Origin of the sequence: Ensifer sp. (assembly GCF_035999185.1) — a bacterium.
Taxonomy (GTDB): domain Bacteria; phylum Pseudomonadota; class Alphaproteobacteria; order Rhizobiales; family Rhizobiaceae; genus Ensifer.
Genome location: NZ_DASYHB010000042.1, coordinates 30,094 through 47,869, shown reverse-complemented (window position 1 = coordinate 47,869; position 17,776 = coordinate 30,094). Strand labels below are relative to the sequence as shown.

The 17,776-nt window shown below is 60.5% G+C and carries 17 protein-coding genes; 9 read left to right on the top strand and 8 right to left on the bottom strand.

The annotated features are described in order from the left end of the window. Window positions 1-25 precede the first annotated feature (25 nt). From VGO04_RS04645 to VGO04_RS04635, 3 genes are read left to right on the top strand one after another with little or no spacing between them, the layout of a single operon-like run. Window positions 26-1,771: an iron ABC transporter permease gene (locus VGO04_RS04645; protein ID WP_327494792.1), complete on the top strand. Its 1,746-nt coding sequence runs from the start codon at window positions 26-28 to the stop codon at window positions 1,769-1,771. Further along, complete coding sequence (locus tag VGO04_RS04640; RefSeq protein WP_327494791.1) at window positions 1,768-2,868, top strand: ABC transporter ATP-binding protein; 1,101 nt, start codon at window positions 1,768-1,770, stop codon at window positions 2,866-2,868. The genes VGO04_RS04645 and VGO04_RS04640 overlap by 4 nt, the downstream gene beginning before the upstream one ends. Continuing rightward, window positions 2,865-3,470 carry a histidine phosphatase family protein gene (locus tag VGO04_RS04635; protein WP_327494790.1) on the top strand — a complete coding sequence of 202 codons (606 nt, stop codon included), beginning with the start codon at window positions 2,865-2,867 and terminating at the stop codon, window positions 3,468-3,470. The genes VGO04_RS04640 and VGO04_RS04635 overlap by 4 nt, the downstream gene beginning before the upstream one ends. Before the next feature lie 151 nt (window positions 3,471-3,621). Here VGO04_RS04635 and VGO04_RS04630 read toward each other — a convergent pair whose 3' ends face one another. Further along, window positions 3,622-3,822, bottom strand: a complete 201-nt coding sequence (locus VGO04_RS04630) for a hypothetical protein (RefSeq protein ID WP_327494789.1) — start codon at window positions 3,820-3,822, stop codon at window positions 3,622-3,624. Window positions 3,823-4,139: 317 nt separating this feature from the next. On the opposite strand from VGO04_RS04630, the gene VGO04_RS04625 reads away from it, so the two are divergent. Together VGO04_RS04625 and VGO04_RS04620 are read left to right on the top strand one after the other, a co-directional pair. Further along, entirely contained in the window at window positions 4,140-5,417 is a 1,278-nt protein-coding gene (locus VGO04_RS04625; protein WP_327494788.1) for a TadE/TadG family type IV pilus assembly protein, read from the top strand. A gap of 116 nt (window positions 5,418-5,533) precedes the next feature. Further along, window positions 5,534-6,154, top strand: a complete 621-nt coding sequence (locus VGO04_RS04620) for a pentapeptide repeat-containing protein (protein WP_327494787.1) — start codon at window positions 5,534-5,536, stop codon at window positions 6,152-6,154. A 62-nt stretch (window positions 6,155-6,216) separates the two neighbouring features. On the opposite strand, the gene VGO04_RS04615 is transcribed toward VGO04_RS04620, so the two are convergent. Together VGO04_RS04615 and VGO04_RS04610 are read right to left on the bottom strand one after the other, a co-directional pair. Further along, on the bottom strand, window positions 6,217-6,483 hold the full coding sequence (locus VGO04_RS04615) for a DUF2277 domain-containing protein (RefSeq protein WP_327494786.1): 267 nt from the start codon (window positions 6,481-6,483) through the stop codon (window positions 6,217-6,219). An 83-nt stretch (window positions 6,484-6,566) separates the two neighbouring features. Next, on the bottom strand, window positions 6,567-7,886 hold the full coding sequence (locus tag VGO04_RS04610) for a tlde1 domain-containing protein (protein ID WP_327494785.1): 1,320 nt from the start codon (window positions 7,884-7,886) through the stop codon (window positions 6,567-6,569). 402 nt (window positions 7,887-8,288) lie between these two features. Here VGO04_RS04610 and VGO04_RS04605 point away from each other — a divergent pair, with 402 nt between their 5' ends. The 3 genes from VGO04_RS04605 to VGO04_RS04595 all read left to right on the top strand — a co-directional run bounded on the left by VGO04_RS04605 (window position 8,289) and on the right by VGO04_RS04595 (window position 9,877). After that, window positions 8,289-8,543 carry a type II toxin-antitoxin system ParD family antitoxin gene (locus tag VGO04_RS04605; protein WP_327494784.1) on the top strand — a complete coding sequence of 85 codons (255 nt, stop codon included), beginning with the start codon at window positions 8,289-8,291 and terminating at the stop codon, window positions 8,541-8,543. Next, entirely contained in the window at window positions 8,543-8,836 is a 294-nt protein-coding gene (locus VGO04_RS04600) for a type II toxin-antitoxin system RelE/ParE family toxin (protein WP_327494783.1), read from the top strand. Before VGO04_RS04605 ends, VGO04_RS04600 begins: the two co-directional genes overlap by 1 nt. 75 nt (window positions 8,837-8,911) lie before the next feature. Further along, window positions 8,912-9,877, top strand: coding sequence for a magnesium and cobalt transport protein CorA (locus VGO04_RS04595; protein WP_327494782.1), 966 nt, complete (start codon window positions 8,912-8,914; stop codon window positions 9,875-9,877). 200 nt (window positions 9,878-10,077) lie between these two features. On the opposite strand, the gene VGO04_RS04590 is transcribed toward VGO04_RS04595, so the two are convergent. The 5 genes from VGO04_RS04590 to VGO04_RS04570 form a co-directional block, all read right to left on the bottom strand. Then, window positions 10,078-10,818, bottom strand: a complete 741-nt coding sequence (locus tag VGO04_RS04590) for a hypothetical protein (RefSeq protein ID WP_327494781.1) — start codon at window positions 10,816-10,818, stop codon at window positions 10,078-10,080. Between the two features lie 519 nt (window positions 10,819-11,337). Further along, window positions 11,338-11,994, bottom strand: a complete 657-nt coding sequence (locus tag VGO04_RS04585; RefSeq protein ID WP_327494780.1) for a flavin reductase family protein — start codon at window positions 11,992-11,994, stop codon at window positions 11,338-11,340. A 521-nt stretch (window positions 11,995-12,515) separates the two neighbouring features. Continuing rightward, window positions 12,516-13,232, bottom strand: coding sequence for a GntR family transcriptional regulator (locus VGO04_RS04580; protein WP_327494779.1), 717 nt, complete (start codon window positions 13,230-13,232; stop codon window positions 12,516-12,518). Window positions 13,233-13,391: 159 nt separating this feature from the next. Further along, window positions 13,392-14,588 carry an amidohydrolase gene (locus tag VGO04_RS04575; RefSeq protein ID WP_327494778.1) on the bottom strand — a complete coding sequence of 399 codons (1,197 nt, stop codon included), beginning with the start codon at window positions 14,586-14,588 and terminating at the stop codon, window positions 13,392-13,394. Between the two features lie 23 nt (window positions 14,589-14,611). After that, the gene (locus VGO04_RS04570; RefSeq protein WP_327494777.1) at window positions 14,612-15,988 is read right to left on the bottom strand and encodes an amidohydrolase family protein; all 1,377 of its coding nucleotides are present in this window, start codon (window positions 15,986-15,988) and stop codon (window positions 14,612-14,614) included. Window positions 15,989-16,154: 166 nt separating this feature from the next. Here VGO04_RS04570 and VGO04_RS04565 point away from each other — a divergent pair, with 166 nt between their 5' ends. Beyond that, a complete protein-coding gene (locus tag VGO04_RS04565) occupies window positions 16,155-17,729 on the top strand; it encodes an ABC transporter substrate-binding protein (protein WP_327494776.1) in 1,575 nt (524 codons plus the stop codon). Window positions 17,730-17,776: the final 47 nt, after the last annotated feature.

The following is a 17,776-nucleotide window of genomic DNA, read 5'->3' as shown; positions in this document are numbered from 1 at the left end:
GCCGGCAACCTTCGAGGCCTCTCATATGACATCGTTATCGCTCTTCGCGCCATCGGGCGGCCGGCTGCTCCGATCGGGCTTTCTCCTGCCGGCATTTCTCATCGCCGTCGTCGCCATTCTCGTGGTCGCACCGCTTCTGCGTATCCTTCTCACAACCCTGACGCCTGAGGGTCTCGCAGCCTGGAAGGCGGTACTCTTCAGTCCGCTTTCCGCCAATCTCTGGTGGCGACCGCTCTTCAACACCATGATCCTCGGCTTCAGCGTCGGCGCCGGTTGCCTGCTGATCGGCGGTTTCCTCGCCTGGCTGGTGGTGATGACCGACGTGCCGGGGCGGCGCTACCTCGGCCTGATGGCGACGCTCCCCTATATGATCCCGAGCTTTGCAGCAGCGCTTGCCTGGGGGACGCTCTTTCGCAATTCCCGCCTCGGCGGCTCGGCCGGTTTCTTCGAAACCAGCGGCCTTGCCATTCCCGACTGGCTCGCCTGGGGCCTCATCCCGACGGCGATCGTGTTGATCGCGCACTATTATTCGCTTGCCTACACGATCATCGCGGCGGCACTGAGTTCGGTTGGTGCCGATCTCGTGGAAGCAGGGCAGATGGCCGGCGCCAAACGCCCGCGTATCTTCTTCGGCATCATCCTGCCGGTCGTCACACCGGCGCTGATCGCCGCCGCGTCGCTGACCTTTGCCGGCGCCGTCGCCAACTTTGCAGCACCGGCGCTTCTCGGATTGCCGGTGCGCATGCAGACGCTGTCGACCCGCCTCTTCGGCATGATCGAGACCGGGCAGAACGAACGCGGCTTTGTGCTCGCACTGCTGCTGATCGCCGTCTCGGCACTGTTTCTCTGGCTATCGGACCGCATCGTCTCCGGCCGACGTGCATTCGTCACCGTGACGGGCAAGGGCGGGCGCACCAAGCGTTTCCCGCTCGGCGCCTGGCGCTGGCCGCTGTTTACCGTGGCCGTGGTGATTGGGCTCCTGACCACGGTGATGCCGGTGCTGGTCCTGGCCGCGTCGAGCCTGGCACCACAAAGCGGAGCGCTGTTTTCCAACTGGACGCTGCATTTCTGGATCGGGGAGGGCGGTGGCGAGATCGCGCAGGGACAGGCGGGTATCTTCCGCAACCCGGTGCTGATCGATGCGCTCTGGAACACGATCCGGCTCGGCCTGGTCGTCGCCTTCACGACCATGCTGCTTGGCCTTGCGCTCGCCTATACCATCGTGCAGCGCCGGGGCAGCCTGCTTGCGACCGTGCTCAGCCAGCTGGCCTTTCTGCCGCTGCTGGTGCCGAGCATCGCCTTTGCCGCCGCGTATATCGCGCTGTTCGGCGCGCCGATCGGGCCGCTGCCGTCGCTCTATGGCACCTTCGCGCTGCTCGTCATCGCAGCGTCGGCTCACAACCTGCCCTTTGCCGTGCAGTCGGGCCGGTCCGTGCTCGGCCAGATCTCGGCCGATATCGAGGAGAGCGCCCGGCTGACCGGGGCAGGGCTGATCCGACGCCTGTTCGCCATCATCTTTCCATTGGCGATCCGGGGCCTTTTTGCAGGCGCGATCCTCGTCTTCGTGAAAATGGTGCGGGACCTCTCGCTCGTCGTCCTTCTGTTCACGGCCACTTCGCCGGTGCTCAGCATGGTCGCCTATCGCTATGCCGCCGAAGGCTTCATGCAGTTCGCCAACGCCATCACCCTCGTCATCCTCGTCGTCTGCCTGGCAGCCTCGCTTCTTGCCCACAGCCTGCAGAACCGTGTCCAGAAATGGAAACAACCATGAATGCGATAGCAACCGGCGCTGCGGACGCCATCAAGATCCGCAGTCTCGTCAAACGGTTCGGTGCGTTCACCGCCGTCAAGGACGTCAATCTCTCGGTGCCCGCGGGCGCGTTCCTCGTGCTCGTCGGCCCGTCCGGCTGCGGCAAGTCTACCCTTTTGCGCATGCTGGCGGGACTTGAGGCCCCGAGCGAAGGCGAAATCGGGTTTGTTGGGCAAACCGTATCCAGTGGCGTGGGCGGCGTGATCGCCGACGCCGGTCGGCGTAACGCCGGCCTTGTCTTCCAGAGCTACGCGCTCTGGCCGCACATGACGGTTGCCGGCAATATCGCCTGGCCGCTGAAGGTCGCAAAATGGCCAAGGGACAAGCGCGATAGACGTGTCAGGGAAGTGCTTTCCCTTCTCGGCATCAATGCTTTGTCCGAACGTTATCCGGCAGAAATCTCCGGCGGCCAGCAGCAGCGCGTGGCCATTGCCCGCACGATTGCGCCGGAACCGAGCATCCTTTTGTTCGACGAGCCGCTGTCGAACCTCGATGCCAAGCTGCGCATCGAGATGCGCAGCGAACTGATGCGCATCCACAGGGCGACCGGGGCCACCTCGGTTTATGTCACCCACGACCAGGTGGAGGCCATGACCATGGCCACCCATGTTGCTGTGCTCAACAATGGCCGCGTCGAACAGTTCGGCAAGCCGATAGATCTCCTGCGTAATCCGCAAACCACCTTCGTCGCGACATTCCTTGGCACGCCGCCGGCAAATCTGCTAGGCGTCCGTCGCATTGACGACGGGTTGGTCTTCGGGGAAACGACGCTCGCGCCAGCTGCCCTTGCTGCAGACCACGATGAAGTGCAGCTGCTCTACCGGGCCGAGGACGTCTGCGTCGGAGTGACCGCCGGAGCACCGTCGCTTGTCGCCCGATTTGCCGAAGCCGCGCCGATTGCCGGTCGCACCATGGTCACCGCGATGATCGGCGAGCTGCGTGTGACGGCCATGGCCGACGGCTACTTCACCGCGACACCGGGGGAACAGATCCCCCTTTCGTTTATTCGCACACCCGATGCGGTTTTTGCCGCCACCGGAGAAAGGATCCATCAATGAGGCTCATCCTCATGCGTCACGGCGAAACGGAATGGAACGCCGAACAGCGCCTGCAGGGGCAGGACAATTCGCTGTTGTCCGAGCGCGGTGTCGCGCAGGTGAGGCGGTTCCGACCCTATGCCAAGGCGCTGAAGCCCGTCCGCATTATCGCTTCGGACCTTGGCCGGACACGGCAGACCGTCGCGTTGATCGGCCATCCTGACGCACCGACCGACGAGCGCTTTCGCGAGCTGGACATGGGGGAGTGGACCGGGCGTCGCAAGCCGGACCTGATCGCCGAGCGCCCGGAGGAGTATGCCGCCTGGCGCGCCGGAACGTTCACGCCGGCAAACGGGGAGACCTGGAGCGCGTTCCGGGGGCGTGTGGCGGACGGCGTGCGCGACTGGATGTCACGAACGGAAGGTGACCTGTTGATCGTCGCCCATGGCGGCGTCGTTCGGGCGGCCTGCCACGAGTTCCTCGATCTTCCGCCATCGCGGGTCGTCCCGGTGACGCCGGGAACGGCGACCATCCTGCACTTCCCGCGACGCGACAGCACGGCCGCGCAGCTTGAAGGCTACAATATCGGATCCGTCGCTCCCGACGAGAGCGTCGCCGACTGACGTTGAACCGGGGTCGAAGTGGGTGCAACGAAACGAAAAAGGTGGAGCGCCGCGGCAAGCAGCGCACACCTAACCTCACACCGCTCACGTTACCACCCACACGCGCCGGTTCTCGGCGCGCGTGTAGATCCGTGATCGTGAATGGGAGACGCTACGGCTTGGGCATGACGCCCTTGGTCGCCAGCCACCCCTCAAAGGTGCCCGGGCACCCTTCGCTGGTCCATCTCCCGCGATAGGAGAAACCGGGAGCTGCCCGCGCCGTGCCGACGAACCCGTCGTAGACACTGCGGTCGGCTCCGCCGATTTTGAATGCTTTTCCGGGATGCTTCCTCTTCGCCTTCGAGAACTTCATTGTCCGCCCCTTACGCACTACAACCATGAAGCCGTAGCGTCTCACAGTGCACGTGTCAGTCAAGGATTAGGCGGGACACACAAATGGGTTAGCGCTTCACGCCCGACGCGGCTTGTGGCCGAGCGGAGCAGCGCCCCGTGTTTGTGCAACCACTAATACGTCGCATACATGAGGGTCGAGGTGTGGACCTGGAGCCGACATTCGATCCCCGCGCCGCCAAGTGCATACCGTTAATTGGTCCAAAGCATTAAATGCTTGGCAAGGTTAGCTGCAGGATGAGGAGCGAGTACTCGTCATCTAGCCGCAAAGAACTCGCCATGACCATCCTGAACCTGTTTCCGTTCTCACGCTGTGCCCAAGCCTTGCTGCACTGCCGGTCCGGCAACTTCGGCCTCTTGGCCGCGTTGGTCACAATTCCACTCATTGCCGCTTTCGGCATCGCGCTCGACTTCGCCGCCGCATTCAATCGCAAGACCGCCATGCAGAGCGCTGCCGATGCCGCGGCACTGGCGGGGGCAGCCGCTGATCCCGGCGCGGAACAGACAATCGCCTACGGATTCCTCGGCGCCCACATTGGCCATAAGGACGCGACGGGCCCCAAGCCATCGCCCCACTGGAAGCATCAGGTCACCGTCGAACGCGACACCGTGGCGGTGACTGTGCAGGAGGATCACCGAACCGCAATCATGCACTTGTTCGGGTTCAAGACGCTTCATCTCTCGGTCCACGCAAAGGCCGCCAGGACATCCGGCAGCGCCGCTTGCGTCCTGATCCTTGACCCGAACAAGGCGGATGCGCTGAAAATCATCAACGCGAATTCCGTGATCAACGAATGCGGCTTCCAGGTGAACTCGTCGCATAACCAGCGTGCGTTCTACATGGAAAACCAAGGCAAGTTCTCCGCGTCCGAGATCGCCGTCAGCGGCCAGTCCAAGCTGGCCGGAAAGATGATCTCGCCAGCGCCGGTGGATGGCTCGCCCGTCGTCCCAGATCCCCTGGCCGACATGGCAGAGCCGGTGGCGCGGACCGCAGCCTGTACCTCCAAGACCCTGAAGACAATCAACGCCCAGGGCAAGACGTCGCTCGAACCCGGTGTCTATTGCGGCGGACTGACGTTGAACGCGTCAGACGACGTGACGCTGAAACCCGGGATCTACGCATTTCGAGGCGGTGCCCTTACCCTGAACACATCGGCCAAAGTGATGGGGAAGGACGTCCAGTTCTACTTCGAGGATGCGCAGTCGCCATTGATGCTGAACGGAGCCGCGATCCTGCAGGTTTCGGCTCCCACGACCGGTACGCATGCCGGCATCCTCATGTTCCAGGGGCGCCAGGCGAAAGACAGCAATGTCCAGTTCCGCATCAACACGTCTGCGGGCAGTTTCTACAACGGCGCGATCTATCTGCCCTATGCCGTGATCGACTGGAACGTCAGTGGTAGCCTCAATACGGAATCGAGCTTCACGGCGCTGATCACCAAGGTTTTGAACCTCTATGTGTCGGGAACGACATACTTCAAGAAGCCGACTGCAGTCGGTAAAGATTTCGTACCCAATGGTTTTGCCAAAACAAGCGGCGTTCGGCTGGTGGAATAGCGCTGGATCCGGCTCGTCCGTTTTTCGCATTGCCGATCATGACCAAGTTGGAAATGCTGCCGGATGAGAAAACAGCAGACGTGCGCCGCCCGTGCACGACGCCTGGAGAGGTAATAATGGCGGAAAGACGCTATGGCGCAGCGGCGCCAAAAACCGAAAACACGATTGCCGGCGCCGACTGGTACGGTCGGCAGATCGAACGTGAGCGTCACGAGAACACGTTCTTTGTTGATCTTGACCTGACTGAAGCGCAGACCGTGGGCGTGGTCTTCCACGAATGCACCTTTCGGCGCGCCCGCTTCAACTCCTCGTCTCATCAGGCAAGCGCCTTCGTGAACTGCACCTTCGTCGCCTGCAAGTTCTTCGACAGCCGTTTTACCGAGTGCAAGTTCGTCGGCAGCATGTTCGAGGCCTGCGATTTCGATCAGATGCAGGTTCAGGGCGGCGACTGGTCCTTTACCGGCTTGCCCGGCGCCGCGCTCGGCCGCGCATCTTTCAAGGAGACCCGTCTGCGGGAGGCAGATCTGACGGGCGCGTCCTGCAAGGCGGGATCGCTGCGCGATGTCGATCTCTCCGGCGCCTGGCTGCACGGGGCGGACTTCAGCGCCTGCGATCTCAGGGGCAGCGACCTCAGTGCGTTCGATCCGGAAAGTGTCCGGCTCAAGGAGGCGATCATAACGATCGACCAGACCATCGTGATTGCCCAAGCACTGGGTCTCGACGTCAGGCCGAAGTGACAGGCGGCAAGCATAGACCCGGCGCCGCCACAGTATCGACGCGGGCGACTGCGTCGCCCTGGTCACGCAAAGCGCATCGCCGATCGCGCGCGTGCCTTCGCTGCCTCTTCGTCCCGATTGCGCGGGGGTTGTGAGGTTTCGAGCGCGTCGATGAGGTCGCGGGCGCATGCCGCGATGGAGTCGACCGCATGGGCGAATGCTGCCTCATTGCGTTTCGACGGCTTGGTCGTTCCGCTGAGCTTGCGCACGAACTGCAGCGCCGCATCGCGGATCTCGTCGTCCGTCGCTGGCGGCTCGAAATTGAACAGCGGCTTGATGTTCCGGCACATGACGAGCTCCCGATCCTCTTTGCGTTTGCGCAGACGATCTCAACATAGGTCGTCTGCGGCAACAGGGAAGAGCAGTCGAACCGTCAGCTGCTCCTGCCGTTCGATGCGATCCGCGTGCCGGCCGCGCGGCCACCGCTCGGGACGACGACGATCTGCCTGACCTTGCCCTGCTTGAAGGCAGTCAGGAACCGCGCATAGTCCTTGAAGGCGACACAGCCATGCGATTCCGCCCGGCCTCCGCGCAGCAGGTAGCTGTGGGTCAGGAACCCGTCGCGGCCGTGCTTGTTTTTGCCGTCGATCGGCAGCATGCGGATCGCCTCCACCCCGTGGAAACGCGTTTCGCGCATCTTCAGATTATAGGTGTGCGGCGGGGTCGGTCCGGTCATCTTGACGTCGACATAGCGCGGATTGTCGGCCATCTTTCCGATGCCGGAATGGGCCTCCAGCACGGTGCCATCGGGCATGTAGACCTTGGCCGCGGTGATGTCGTAGACGGCAACACCGTTTCCGGCCTTGGCTCCACCGCCAAACATGTTGCGAAGCGCCTGGCCGAAGCCGGTACCGGCGCTGCTCTTCGCCGGATCGTCCGGCCGCACAAAGGCGACCTTCTGTTTCGGCGTTTCACGCTCATCAGGCTTGTCGGCTTTGTCCGCCTCTTCGGCTTTCGCTGCGACCGCTTCCTCTGCCGGCTTGCTCGCAGGCTTCTCGGCCGCGACGTCCGGCTTCTGGACCTGTTCATCACGCGGACGAGACTGCGGCAGAGGACCGGAGGAGGGCGTGTTCTCGTAATCCGGCAGTGCGGCCGCCTCATCATCGACGCTCGGCTCCGGCGACGCTGCGACATCGTCCTCGATCGGCGCTGTCAGCACCGCCGAAAAGGCGGCGCCCGTCGCCCCGCTTTGGGCGGGGGTAGCATAGGCAAGCTGGGTGAGGGGCTTGTCCGTCGATCCGCTGACCGGCGGTCCGAAGCGCTCCGGTGCGGGAACCTCGAACTTTGCCGAGGCCTGAAGCGATTTGGCAGCGGCGGTGTGCTTGAAACGACTGACGAGGAGCTCGGGTGTCAGACCGGCCTGCTTCGCCAAGGCGTCAAAGCGCGACGCGGTGGCATCCACCTCGGCCGGAAGGACATAGCTGCGACCGGATTTGGCTTCACTTGCCGAAAGGCTTGCGAATGTCGGGGGCTCCGATGCGGCGGCAGCAACCAGCTTCTGTGCCGGGCCAACGCGCGCATGCTTGTCCCACGGGCGATCTTTGGACCGCTCAGTCAGATAGAGTTGCGGCTTGGGCAGGAGGTGGCCCGAACCGTGGGTATGGGAACTGCCCATCGCGACCATACCGACCAACGACCAGGCTGCGGTGCCGGCAAGTGCGGTGCCGCAGCAAGTGATCAGCAGTGGCCGCAACAGGCGGTGCAAAAACTGTGAACGAGCGATCTTACTCAACTACGCAAATCAAACCAGCAAACCACGCAAGTTTCTTCGGGCCGACGAGCGACCACTTCAGCGCGACTTCCGGATTGTCCCCTTCTTGACGACGGATTGAGAAAGGATGGACAAGTATGGTTAAATTTTGCTTTCCAACCGCGAAATGATGCCAAAATCGCCTTTTTTTCGCCCTTCCAACCCCACAAGACTGATCAACAGTTGTCTGCCCTGGAACCCGCAACCACGTTTGACGGCACCGGAGGCATTTGGCACGCCTATGGTTCGCGTGGGCAAAAGGCGCGCCATAGCGTCCCGTGGCCCTTCAATATTGACAAACTTTGCCAATCTATGCCATCATCCGTGCTGGAAACGGAGGCTGCCATGGCCACGATGAACGTATCCTTGCCCGAACCGATGAAGGACTGGGTGGAAGCGCAGACACGGACAGGTCGCTATGCGAACGCCAGCGACTATGTGCGCGATCTGATCCGCAAGGATCAGGAGCGCAACGACAAGATTGCCGTCATGCAGCGCTTTGTCGACGACGGGCTGAGAAGCGGCGTTGGCGACCGCTCCAAGGACGACCTGTTTTCAGCCGCGCTTGCTCGCGCCGAAACGCCGCGTGATCGTGGATAATGGGATTTCTGCTATCGCGGGCTGCCGAAGACGATGTCATCGCCATCGCCGAACAGGGCATCCGCCTCTTCGGCGCTACGCAGGCGCGGCGCTATCACAACGAGCTTTTCAGTGTCTTCGAGATGGTTGCCGCGAACCCCCGCATGGCGCGCGAGCGCCTGGAATTGTCTCCACCCATGCGCATCCACCCATTCAAGGCACATCTCGTTGTCTATCAAATCGAACCCAGCGACGACATTCTCATTGTCCGCGTTCGCCATGGACATGAAGATTGGATGAGCAACGCCTTCTAGCGGCCCTGCCTTTGCCAGCACGTGCCATCCCCCACACCGCCCGGTTCCATGCCGCTTGGAATAGAGAAAGTACCCATGCCAGTCGTCGCCTCGTTTCTGTATCGGGATGGAAAACGCGTAGAAGAGCTGCCGCTTTCCCCAGCGCCGAAAGCCCTCGGAGAAAACGAATTCGCGTGGATCGGCCTGCACGCCCCGACTGCCGACGAGATGGCGACGCTGCAAAAGGCGTTCGGACTGCACCAACTTGCCGTCGAAGACGCACTCAGCACGCAGCAGCTGGCGAAAGTGGAGATCTACGGCGAGCAACTGTTTGTCATCGCCAAAACGGCGCATCTCGAAGGTGACAAGATCGCCTACGGCCAGACGGCGCTGTTCGTCGGACGCAATCACATCATCTCGGTCAGGCAGGGCTCGGCCCGTGCCCATAGCGATCTGCGCGCACAATTGGAGGCGTCGCCGCAATTGCTGCAGAAGGGTACCGACTATGTGCTGCACGCCATCATCGACTTCGTTGTCGACGGCTATCTGCCCATCGTTCAGACGATCGAAGACAAAGTGCTGGCAATGGAAAAGCACATGCTGGTGGCCTTTCTCGAGCGGGAGGAAATCCGGCGGATCTTCCGGCTGAGGCGACAGGTCATCCTGTTCCAACGCATCCTTGGGCCGATGTCCGAGGTGGCAAGCAAGCTCTCAAACCTCGACTTGCCGTGCATCGATGACCACGCCAAACCCTATTTCCGCGACGTGCTTGACCATGTGAGGCGCGTCGAGGGTACGGTCGGGGGCCTGCGCGACGTCATCACCTCCGTCTTCGAGGCAAGCAACCTGCTGGAGCAACAACGGCAAGGCACCATCACCCGGCAGCTGGCATCCTGGGCGGCCATTCTTGCGGTGCCGACGGCAATCGCCGGGATCTATGGAATGAACTTCGAGAACATGCCGGAGCTGAAAACACACTACGGCTACTTCTTTGTCCTCGGGACCATCGCGATCCTCTGCTCATTTCTGTTCTATCGCTTCAAGAAGGCCGGCTGGCTCTGAGGTGCCAATAGCCGGCATTTTCTCGAACACAAGGTCAGCTCAAGGGGCACGGCCCAATACACCAAGAAGTTCCAAAGATGCGGTTTCGGCTCTACAGCTGGGTGGGCGACTTGCAAAAGCTGATGTACCGTTTGCAACTTTGGGAGGTGTGTTCGGACCTGGGTGCTGCACATTGATTGCGCAGCCAATCGCATCGATGACTACTCGATCTTATTGTACATGGCCGCCAAAATAAAGCTGTTGACCTGACCGGCCAAATAAAAGATTAGCAGGAAAAGAATAAATGCTACTCCTGACTTCCACTTCTGAAGTCCCGACAGGTTCCTGAACGCGCCCCACCCGATAAAAATCCAAATAAGGATAAATACAATTCCTAAAGAAGCGACAACAGACCCTAAACTGAATGTATTTGACTCCCATGGCGGCGCCGTCTCCAACAAAACTGAAAATTTATTGCCTAATTGATTAAATTCATTCTCACGAATCGATTTCAATACAGAAGAATGATATGTTGGAGCATAACTCTTTAAAAATCCAAGATAAGTTAACGTTAATATTATCGTCATCCAATTTATAGCCGCGTAGTAATATAACATCACAACGAATATCGGTTTTGCCGCTCTTTTCCATCCAACCGCCCTCCAGGCAAGCATAATAGACATAGATATGAGCCCAATAGATATAAATGATGCGGCATAACCTAGAATAAGAAATACAATTAAATTATTAATTCCATATATAGTAAGCATAGTTATGAATAATAATAGTACCGTTATCGCCGCAAACACCAACGCCGATTCAAAGGCTTGATCAGAATACACATCCTTGGATTTCACGAACTCTTTCGGGCCTGAAACCAGATTGCCTAGCTCAAGAAAATACCGCGGCAGAAGCCCAGCGATTTTTTCGAGCAGTCCCTTTAGTTCGCCCGCGTCGCTCATGCCGCCGCTCCCGCAATGACAGCCGCTCCATCAAAGATCTATTTCAGCGCTCAGACTCTTCAGATTTCAACTGCTTTTGGATTTCCAACCCCGGTACGGGCAATCTCCAGTCGAGGTTCGACAAGGATAGGAATTTGGCCGTCGGCTCTCTGTCAAATTCCTTAGGCGACACTTCTCGCCAGGCTCGCCGGAGCTGCTGCGACTATCTCGTCAGTGAGATCGATATCGCGCACGAGGAAGACGGTTTCTACGACGCAAGTTTCGCGGTTTAGAGCAGGGTTCGATCAAGCCGTTGACCGAACTATGGAGCCAGAAGGCAATGTTTGCCAAAACGCACGGTAGTTCCATAATTCAGATTATCTGATTTCTGTGGGTAGCCGGGTACATTTTATTTCCAAGTGCGACAGCGATTAATTGGCCCAGACGACCCATTGCCAAAAAAAGAGCCCCGCTCGAGGCGGGGCAAGCGCGCATCCCCAGCTTTGCAGGATGCGAGGGAACTCTAGGCTTGGATGCGGATCATCGCGCCGCCCCTTCGGCCCGGGCGCTTATTTGCTCAGCTTCGAAAGGCAGAAGCTCGTTCGGCTTCTTGAGTTCGAACTGGCGGTCTGACGTGATGTAGTTGTCGGCGTGCAGTCTCGCGATGGGTTGATAGGTTTCGGGATTGGCATACCGCCCCTCGCCGTCCAGGCACCGGTCCTGGATATGCATATGCACGACCTTACCGATCACGAGGACGCGCTTGTCATAGTCGAGTGTGCGCTCGACCTTGCATTCGAAGCTGCAAGGACTTTCAGCAATGCGGGCCGCGTCGATCTGGTGACACTGTATCGGCGTCAGGCCGGCAAAATCGAGTTCATCCACTTCAGACGCGAAATTGACGCCGCAAACGATCATCGCTTCGGAGAGCGCCATGTCGACCATGTTGACGACGAATTCGCCCGTGCGGCGAATGTTTGCGACCGTATCCTTTTCATCCCCATTTCCACGGTTCTGGATACCCAGCACGACCAGAGGCGGCTCATGGGAAAAAACGTTGAAGAAGCTCATCGGGGCAGCGTTGTTGCGTCCGCCAGGCGACCGGGTTCCAACGAGTGCAATCGGCCGGGGTCCGACAAAATTGGTAAGCAAGCGATAGCGGTCGGGCGGAGGAAGCGTGGTGAAATCGATCTGCATTGCGGATCTCCTGCATATCTACCAAATGCTGGCCACGAGGCCACAACCCAGCGAGAGGTGTCATTGACACCGGCGGATGTGATCACCAAAGCAGCGGACGAGTTCCAGTCGACAGGCTGCACCGGGATCGGCGCCTCCTGCTTGTTACCTTGTCAACGCGATGCCCTTTCTAAGGCATATTTCGTATCCAATATAAAGTCAATATTGTATCCACATTGCTATGAAAACCATGCCGCGCCAATTCATGTGATGAGATCGGCACCCAGGCGCGCATTTCCAACAATGCGGTGCGTCCAAATGAATTAATTCCGTATACTCAGTATGTTAATTTCAAACATTGACGCACCGATGGCCACCTCACACGGCCCGATTCCGCCTACCAAGTTGGCCAAAATGATTGAAAGTTGGCTGAAGATCGAAAAAGCGCATCGGAGGTGGGTCGCATTCTTGTATGCAATCTCATACGCCTTTGACCTTCAGAAAGAATAGTGCGCCACTTTCGCAACGACGAACTAAACGGCCTAAAGGCCCTCTTCTCTAGCATAGGCCGCCAACAGGTCAGACAGGTCATTCTCTGAACTGCTTGTGAGCAGCGCCCGCGAGGTGATCGCCTCGATGTGGTGCCCCATCAGGGCGCAGGCCTTTTCACGATCATTCCGCGCAAGGGCAGCAATCAGTTCGCGATGCTCCGACACGGCACAGTCGGACGAATGCGGGCGGCCATAGAGCGACAGGATCATGGATGAGCGCGAAACGAGTTCTGTGACGTAACGCGACAGGATTGCATTGCCTGTCAGTTGCGCGAGCAGCACATGAAACTCGCCTGCGAGCTGGATCGAGGCCGAAGAATTCGTGAGCCTGGCCCTGTCTTCGGAGTCGACGTGCGCTTCAAGTTCTCTGATCATCGGGGCCGTCAACTTGCCGATCAGGCTATCGACGACCAAAATCTCAAGCGCGCGCCGCACGGCGAAGATATTGTGCCCGTCCTCAAGGCTGGGGTGGCTGACGCAGGCTCCCTTGTTCGGGCGCAATTCGACCAGCCCTTCCCCATTCAGCCGCGCCAGAACCTGACGCACGATCGTGCGGCTCACACCAAGCCTCTCACCAATGGAATCTTCGGGAAGCTTGGTCCCGGCGGAAAACGCTTGATCGAGGATCGCGCGTTTCAAGATGCGGTAGACCGCGTCCGATTTCGGAACCGCCGATTTCTGTATGCTGTCACTGGGCTTGGAGGTCATGACTGTCCTTGAAACTGGCCAGGGCGGCTTGAACCGATTGTGGATCGCAAACAACAAACACTCTAGAGCATCCTGCCTTCAAGGCGAGTCGGTGGGGCAGAAAAATTCCCTAGAATCAAATCGCTAGAGCGAAGCGGTCTTTCGCCCCTTCGCGCCGCTTCATTCCAGCGCCGGCAAATTGCCAACCAGCTTTCCGCCGTCGACGACAACGCGTCCGCGTCGGATGACGGTACGCTCGCGTGGCGTCAGGGCGACCGCTTCTGCCAAGGTGCGGGCCGGCACCAGGACCAGGTCGCCGACGCAGCCTTCGGAGAGGCCATAGTCGGCAAGGCCGATGCCTTGCGCACCTCCGAAGGTGCAGATGCGGGCTGTCTCTTCAAGATCGGCGTCGTTGGCCATGCCGTTTCGTTGCGCGAGATACTTGGCCCGTTCCAGCATGTCCCCGCTGCCGAACGGATCCCAGGTCCCTTGTATGCCATCGGAACCGGAGGCGACGGTCAGACCATACTGGCGCATCAATTTCAGCGGCAAGGCGGGCGCCGAGGGACTGCCGGCCGTCATCACCGCGATACGCTCTTGAGCCAGCGAGCCAATCAAGGCCCCCTGTCGCCCGGCCTCAAGCATTCCGAGGCAATAGGCATGGCTGACCATGACCTGTCCCTGCAACGACAGGGCACGGGTGCGCTCGATGATCAGATCGAGACAGAAGGCGCCGAGCTCTCCCGGTTCGTGCAGGTGGATGTCGACAGGTTTTCCATGACGATCCGCCAACGCGAAAATCGCATCGAGGTGGCGGACCGGATCACGCTCGATGGAGGCGGGGTCGATGCCGCCAACGATGTCGGCGCCTGCCCTCAACGCCTCATCCATCAGTTCAAGCGTTCCTTCGCGAGGCAGCATCCCGCTCTGCGGGAACGCCACGATCTGCACATCGACCAGATCGCGCAATGCGCCCCGCGTTTCGAGCACCCCCTCGATGTTGGCAAGGCCGATTTCCGTATCGACATCGACGTGGCTGCGTATGTTCAAAACGCCATGGATAAGGGTCTGAGCGATCTGGCGGGCCGATTGTCGACGCGCGTTGATGCCGAGCTCGCGTTTGGCGTTGCGGTCGGCCAGGATCCGGTCGTTGCGGGTCGGGCCCACCCGGTTCTCGAACCAGCCCATGCCGATGAGTGTCTTGTCGAGATGCGTATGGGCTTCGACTAGGCCCGGCAGGGCGATACATCCGGTCGCGTCGATCTCGGCCAGTGGACGGTCATCATGTGACGTAGAGAACCGGCCGTTACGGACCAGGATATCCTGGACGGGCCCGCCAAACGGACGGGCATTGCGGATGAGAAGGTTGGCACTCACGGTAGATCCTCCCTGTTGCGGTATCAGGCGCGGCCGCTGAGGCCAGCACGGGCCATCGCAAGATGAAAAGCGGCGGAAGCACGATCGAGGATCGCCCCTTCATGCTGGCCGACAAGGCGGCGCCCGCGCATCAGGACCCGCCCGCCGACAATGGTCGTATCCACGTCCGCGCCGTTGGCGTAACGGGCAACGCGCTGCACAGGATCATGCGGCGGCCAGAGATGCGGCTGCCGCATGTTCAGGAGGATGATATCGGCGCGCTTGCCGATCTCGAGCGAACCGATCTCGTCCGCCATCATCAAAGCCCGAGCGCCCCCGATCGTCGCCATCTCCAGCAGTCGTTCCGGCGGCAGCACCGCATCGTCGGCGAAGTGGCGCGCGTGGTAGCGATGCGCCTGGAACATGTTACGAAACATGTCGAAGGAGCGATCGGGTGCCGCGGCATCCGTGCCGAGCGATACCGTTACACCGTCCTCGATCAGCTCCGGCGCCGGGCAGCGACCGTAGACAGACATCAGCGCACTCGGATTGTGGGCAACCTTGGCGCCGGTTCGTGTCAGAACCGCCCGGTCGTCTTCGGTCAGGTCAATACAATGGGCAAGGAGCGAGTGGTCGTCAAAGAGACCGAGCCGGGCGTCATTGGCGGCGATGGAGCCGTTGCGGTGGCCGTCCTGCACCAACAGGACTCCCCTCTCCCGCGCGCGATCACGCACTTTGCATGCGATCTTATAGATCGCCTCATCCCCCAGCTCTTGGTCATCGAAAACGGGTAGGGAAAAGACAACCCGCAGCCGGTCGTCACGCCCGGCCCACGCGTCGACCAGAGCCGTGGCGACGTCGATCTGCTGGTCCGGGGAAACGACAGTGTCCTTGTGGGACGTCGCCGTGTACTGGCGATAGACGTGATCCCGCCCGGTCCGGTTCGGCCCGATGGCCAGAACCTCACGAACTCCCATGGCGGCGACTACGGCGAGATGGGCCTCCGCCGCATCAGGGGCCTCGCTGCGCATGATATCCGGGCCGCCGCCGAACAGCAGTGCCGCTGTCGTCGTGCCGCACCTGATCCTTTCTGCCGCCGACAGCGCAGCCTCTGCCGCCCAGAATTCGGGATCGGTTGCCGTCGCGTAGATACGGCCGGTCACCTCCATCCAGTCTTCGACCTCGTCGCCGAGCCCCTTGGTCAACGTATGTCCGGCATGGGCGTGCGTGTCGATCAGCCCCGGCATCGCGACCATGCCGATAGCATCGATGCGCTGGGGGACCCCTCTCCCCACAAAGTCTCCCTCGCCGATGCCGACGATGCGCCCGTCCTCGACCAGGATATGGCCGCGCTCAAGGAGGCGTCGGTCCGGGTCCATCGTAATGATCGCGGCATTTTCAATCAGCAGTGCGTTCGTCATCGCAACTTCCCTTTCCGGCTGTCGGGCTCAGTGATCTTTTTTGACAAAGCGCCACCAAAACCGCTTTTCGCCATCTTGATATTGTTCTCGTCAGATGTACACTATTTATGGGAACACTCGTATCCAATAGAAAACAAAATATGTATACGCCAACCGGGAGAAACCAATGAAGACGACTATGAAGACTCTTTTGGCGGGGCTCGCCCTGCTGGCGCCGCTGTCAGCGCCCGCCTTCGCCGAAACGCTGCGCTGGGCCTCGTCCGGCGACGTCATTTCCTACGACCCCAATGCTCAGGTCGACAGCTTCACTCAGAGCGTTCACCACATGGTCTTCGACCCCCTGGTCCGTCGCAACAAGGACTTGAAGCTGGAGCCCGCACTCGCCACGTCCTGGGAGGTCGTCGAGCCCACCCGCTGGCGCTTCAAACTGCGTCAGGGCGTGAAATTCCATGAGGGTCAGCCCTTCAACGCCGACGACGTCGTGGCGACGATCCAGCGCCAGATCGATCCGGGTGCGCGTAACCGCGAAAACCTTTCCACCGTCGTGGGTGTCGAGAAGGTGGATGAATTTACCGTCGACCTGATCCTGCGTGCGCCTTACCCGCTGCTGCTCAACGATCTGGCGGCGATCTACATCATGAGCAAACCCTGGATGGCGGAGCATGACGCGCTGAAGCCGGGCAATGCCTCGACCGGCGTCGTCACCTATGCCAGCAACCATGCCAACGGCACGGGCGCCTTCAAGCTGAAGGCCTATGAGCCGGATTCGCGCTCGGTCTTCGAAGTGAACAAGGAGTGGTGGGACAAGCCGCAGCATAATCTGGACGAGGTCGAGTTCCGTCCGATCGCCTCCGATGCGACCCGCGTTGCGGCGCTGCTGTCGGGCGAAGTCGACATGATTGCGCCCGTTCCGCTGCAGGACGTCGACCGCATTGCAGCAACCGACGGTCTGAAGGTCGTCGAAAACCCGTCGCTGCGCACCATCTTCTTCGTATTCAGCTACCGGCCAGAATTGCATGCAACTCCGGGCCAGCCCAATCCCCTGCGCGACGTGCGCGTGCGCCAGGCCCTTTGGCATGCAATCGATGGCAACACGATCCAGAAGCGTCTGATGCGCGGCAAGTCGCGCACCGCCGGCATGCTCGTGGCACCGGCCGTGACCGGCTACGACGAGGACATCGACGTGCCGTTGCCCTACGACGTCGCCAAGGCCAAGGCGCTTCTGGCAGAAGCCGGATATCCGGATGGCTTCAAGACCGGGCTCGCCTGCCCCAACGACCGCTACATCGCCGACGAGCAGATCTGCCTTGCCGTCGCCTCCATGTGGGCGCAGATCGGCGTCCAGGCCAACGTGAGCGTCGAGAGCAAGACGACCTACTTCCCGCGGACCGACAAGGGCGAGTTCGACGTCTACCTGCTCGGCTGGGCGTCGCTGCCGCCGATGGACGGCTTCAGCCCGCTGCAGGCGCTGCTTACGACCAATGACGGCACCTTCGGCGGCAGCAATGCCGACGGTCTGTCCAACCCCGATATCGACAAGCTGGCCTATGCCGCCGCAGGCGAGCTCGACGAGACCAAGCGCGTCGAGATGCTGAAGGAAGCCTTCCGCATCACCCATGACCAGGTGCTTTACCTGCCGCTGCACCAGCAGCCGGTCGCCTGGGCGATGAGCAGCAAGGTCGACATGCCGCAGTTCCCGGACGAGTACGTGCGTCCGTGGTTCGCGCAGATCAAGAAGTAATCGGGATCTTCCCAAGCGCAGTCCCGGTCGGCGAAGGCAAGCCGGGA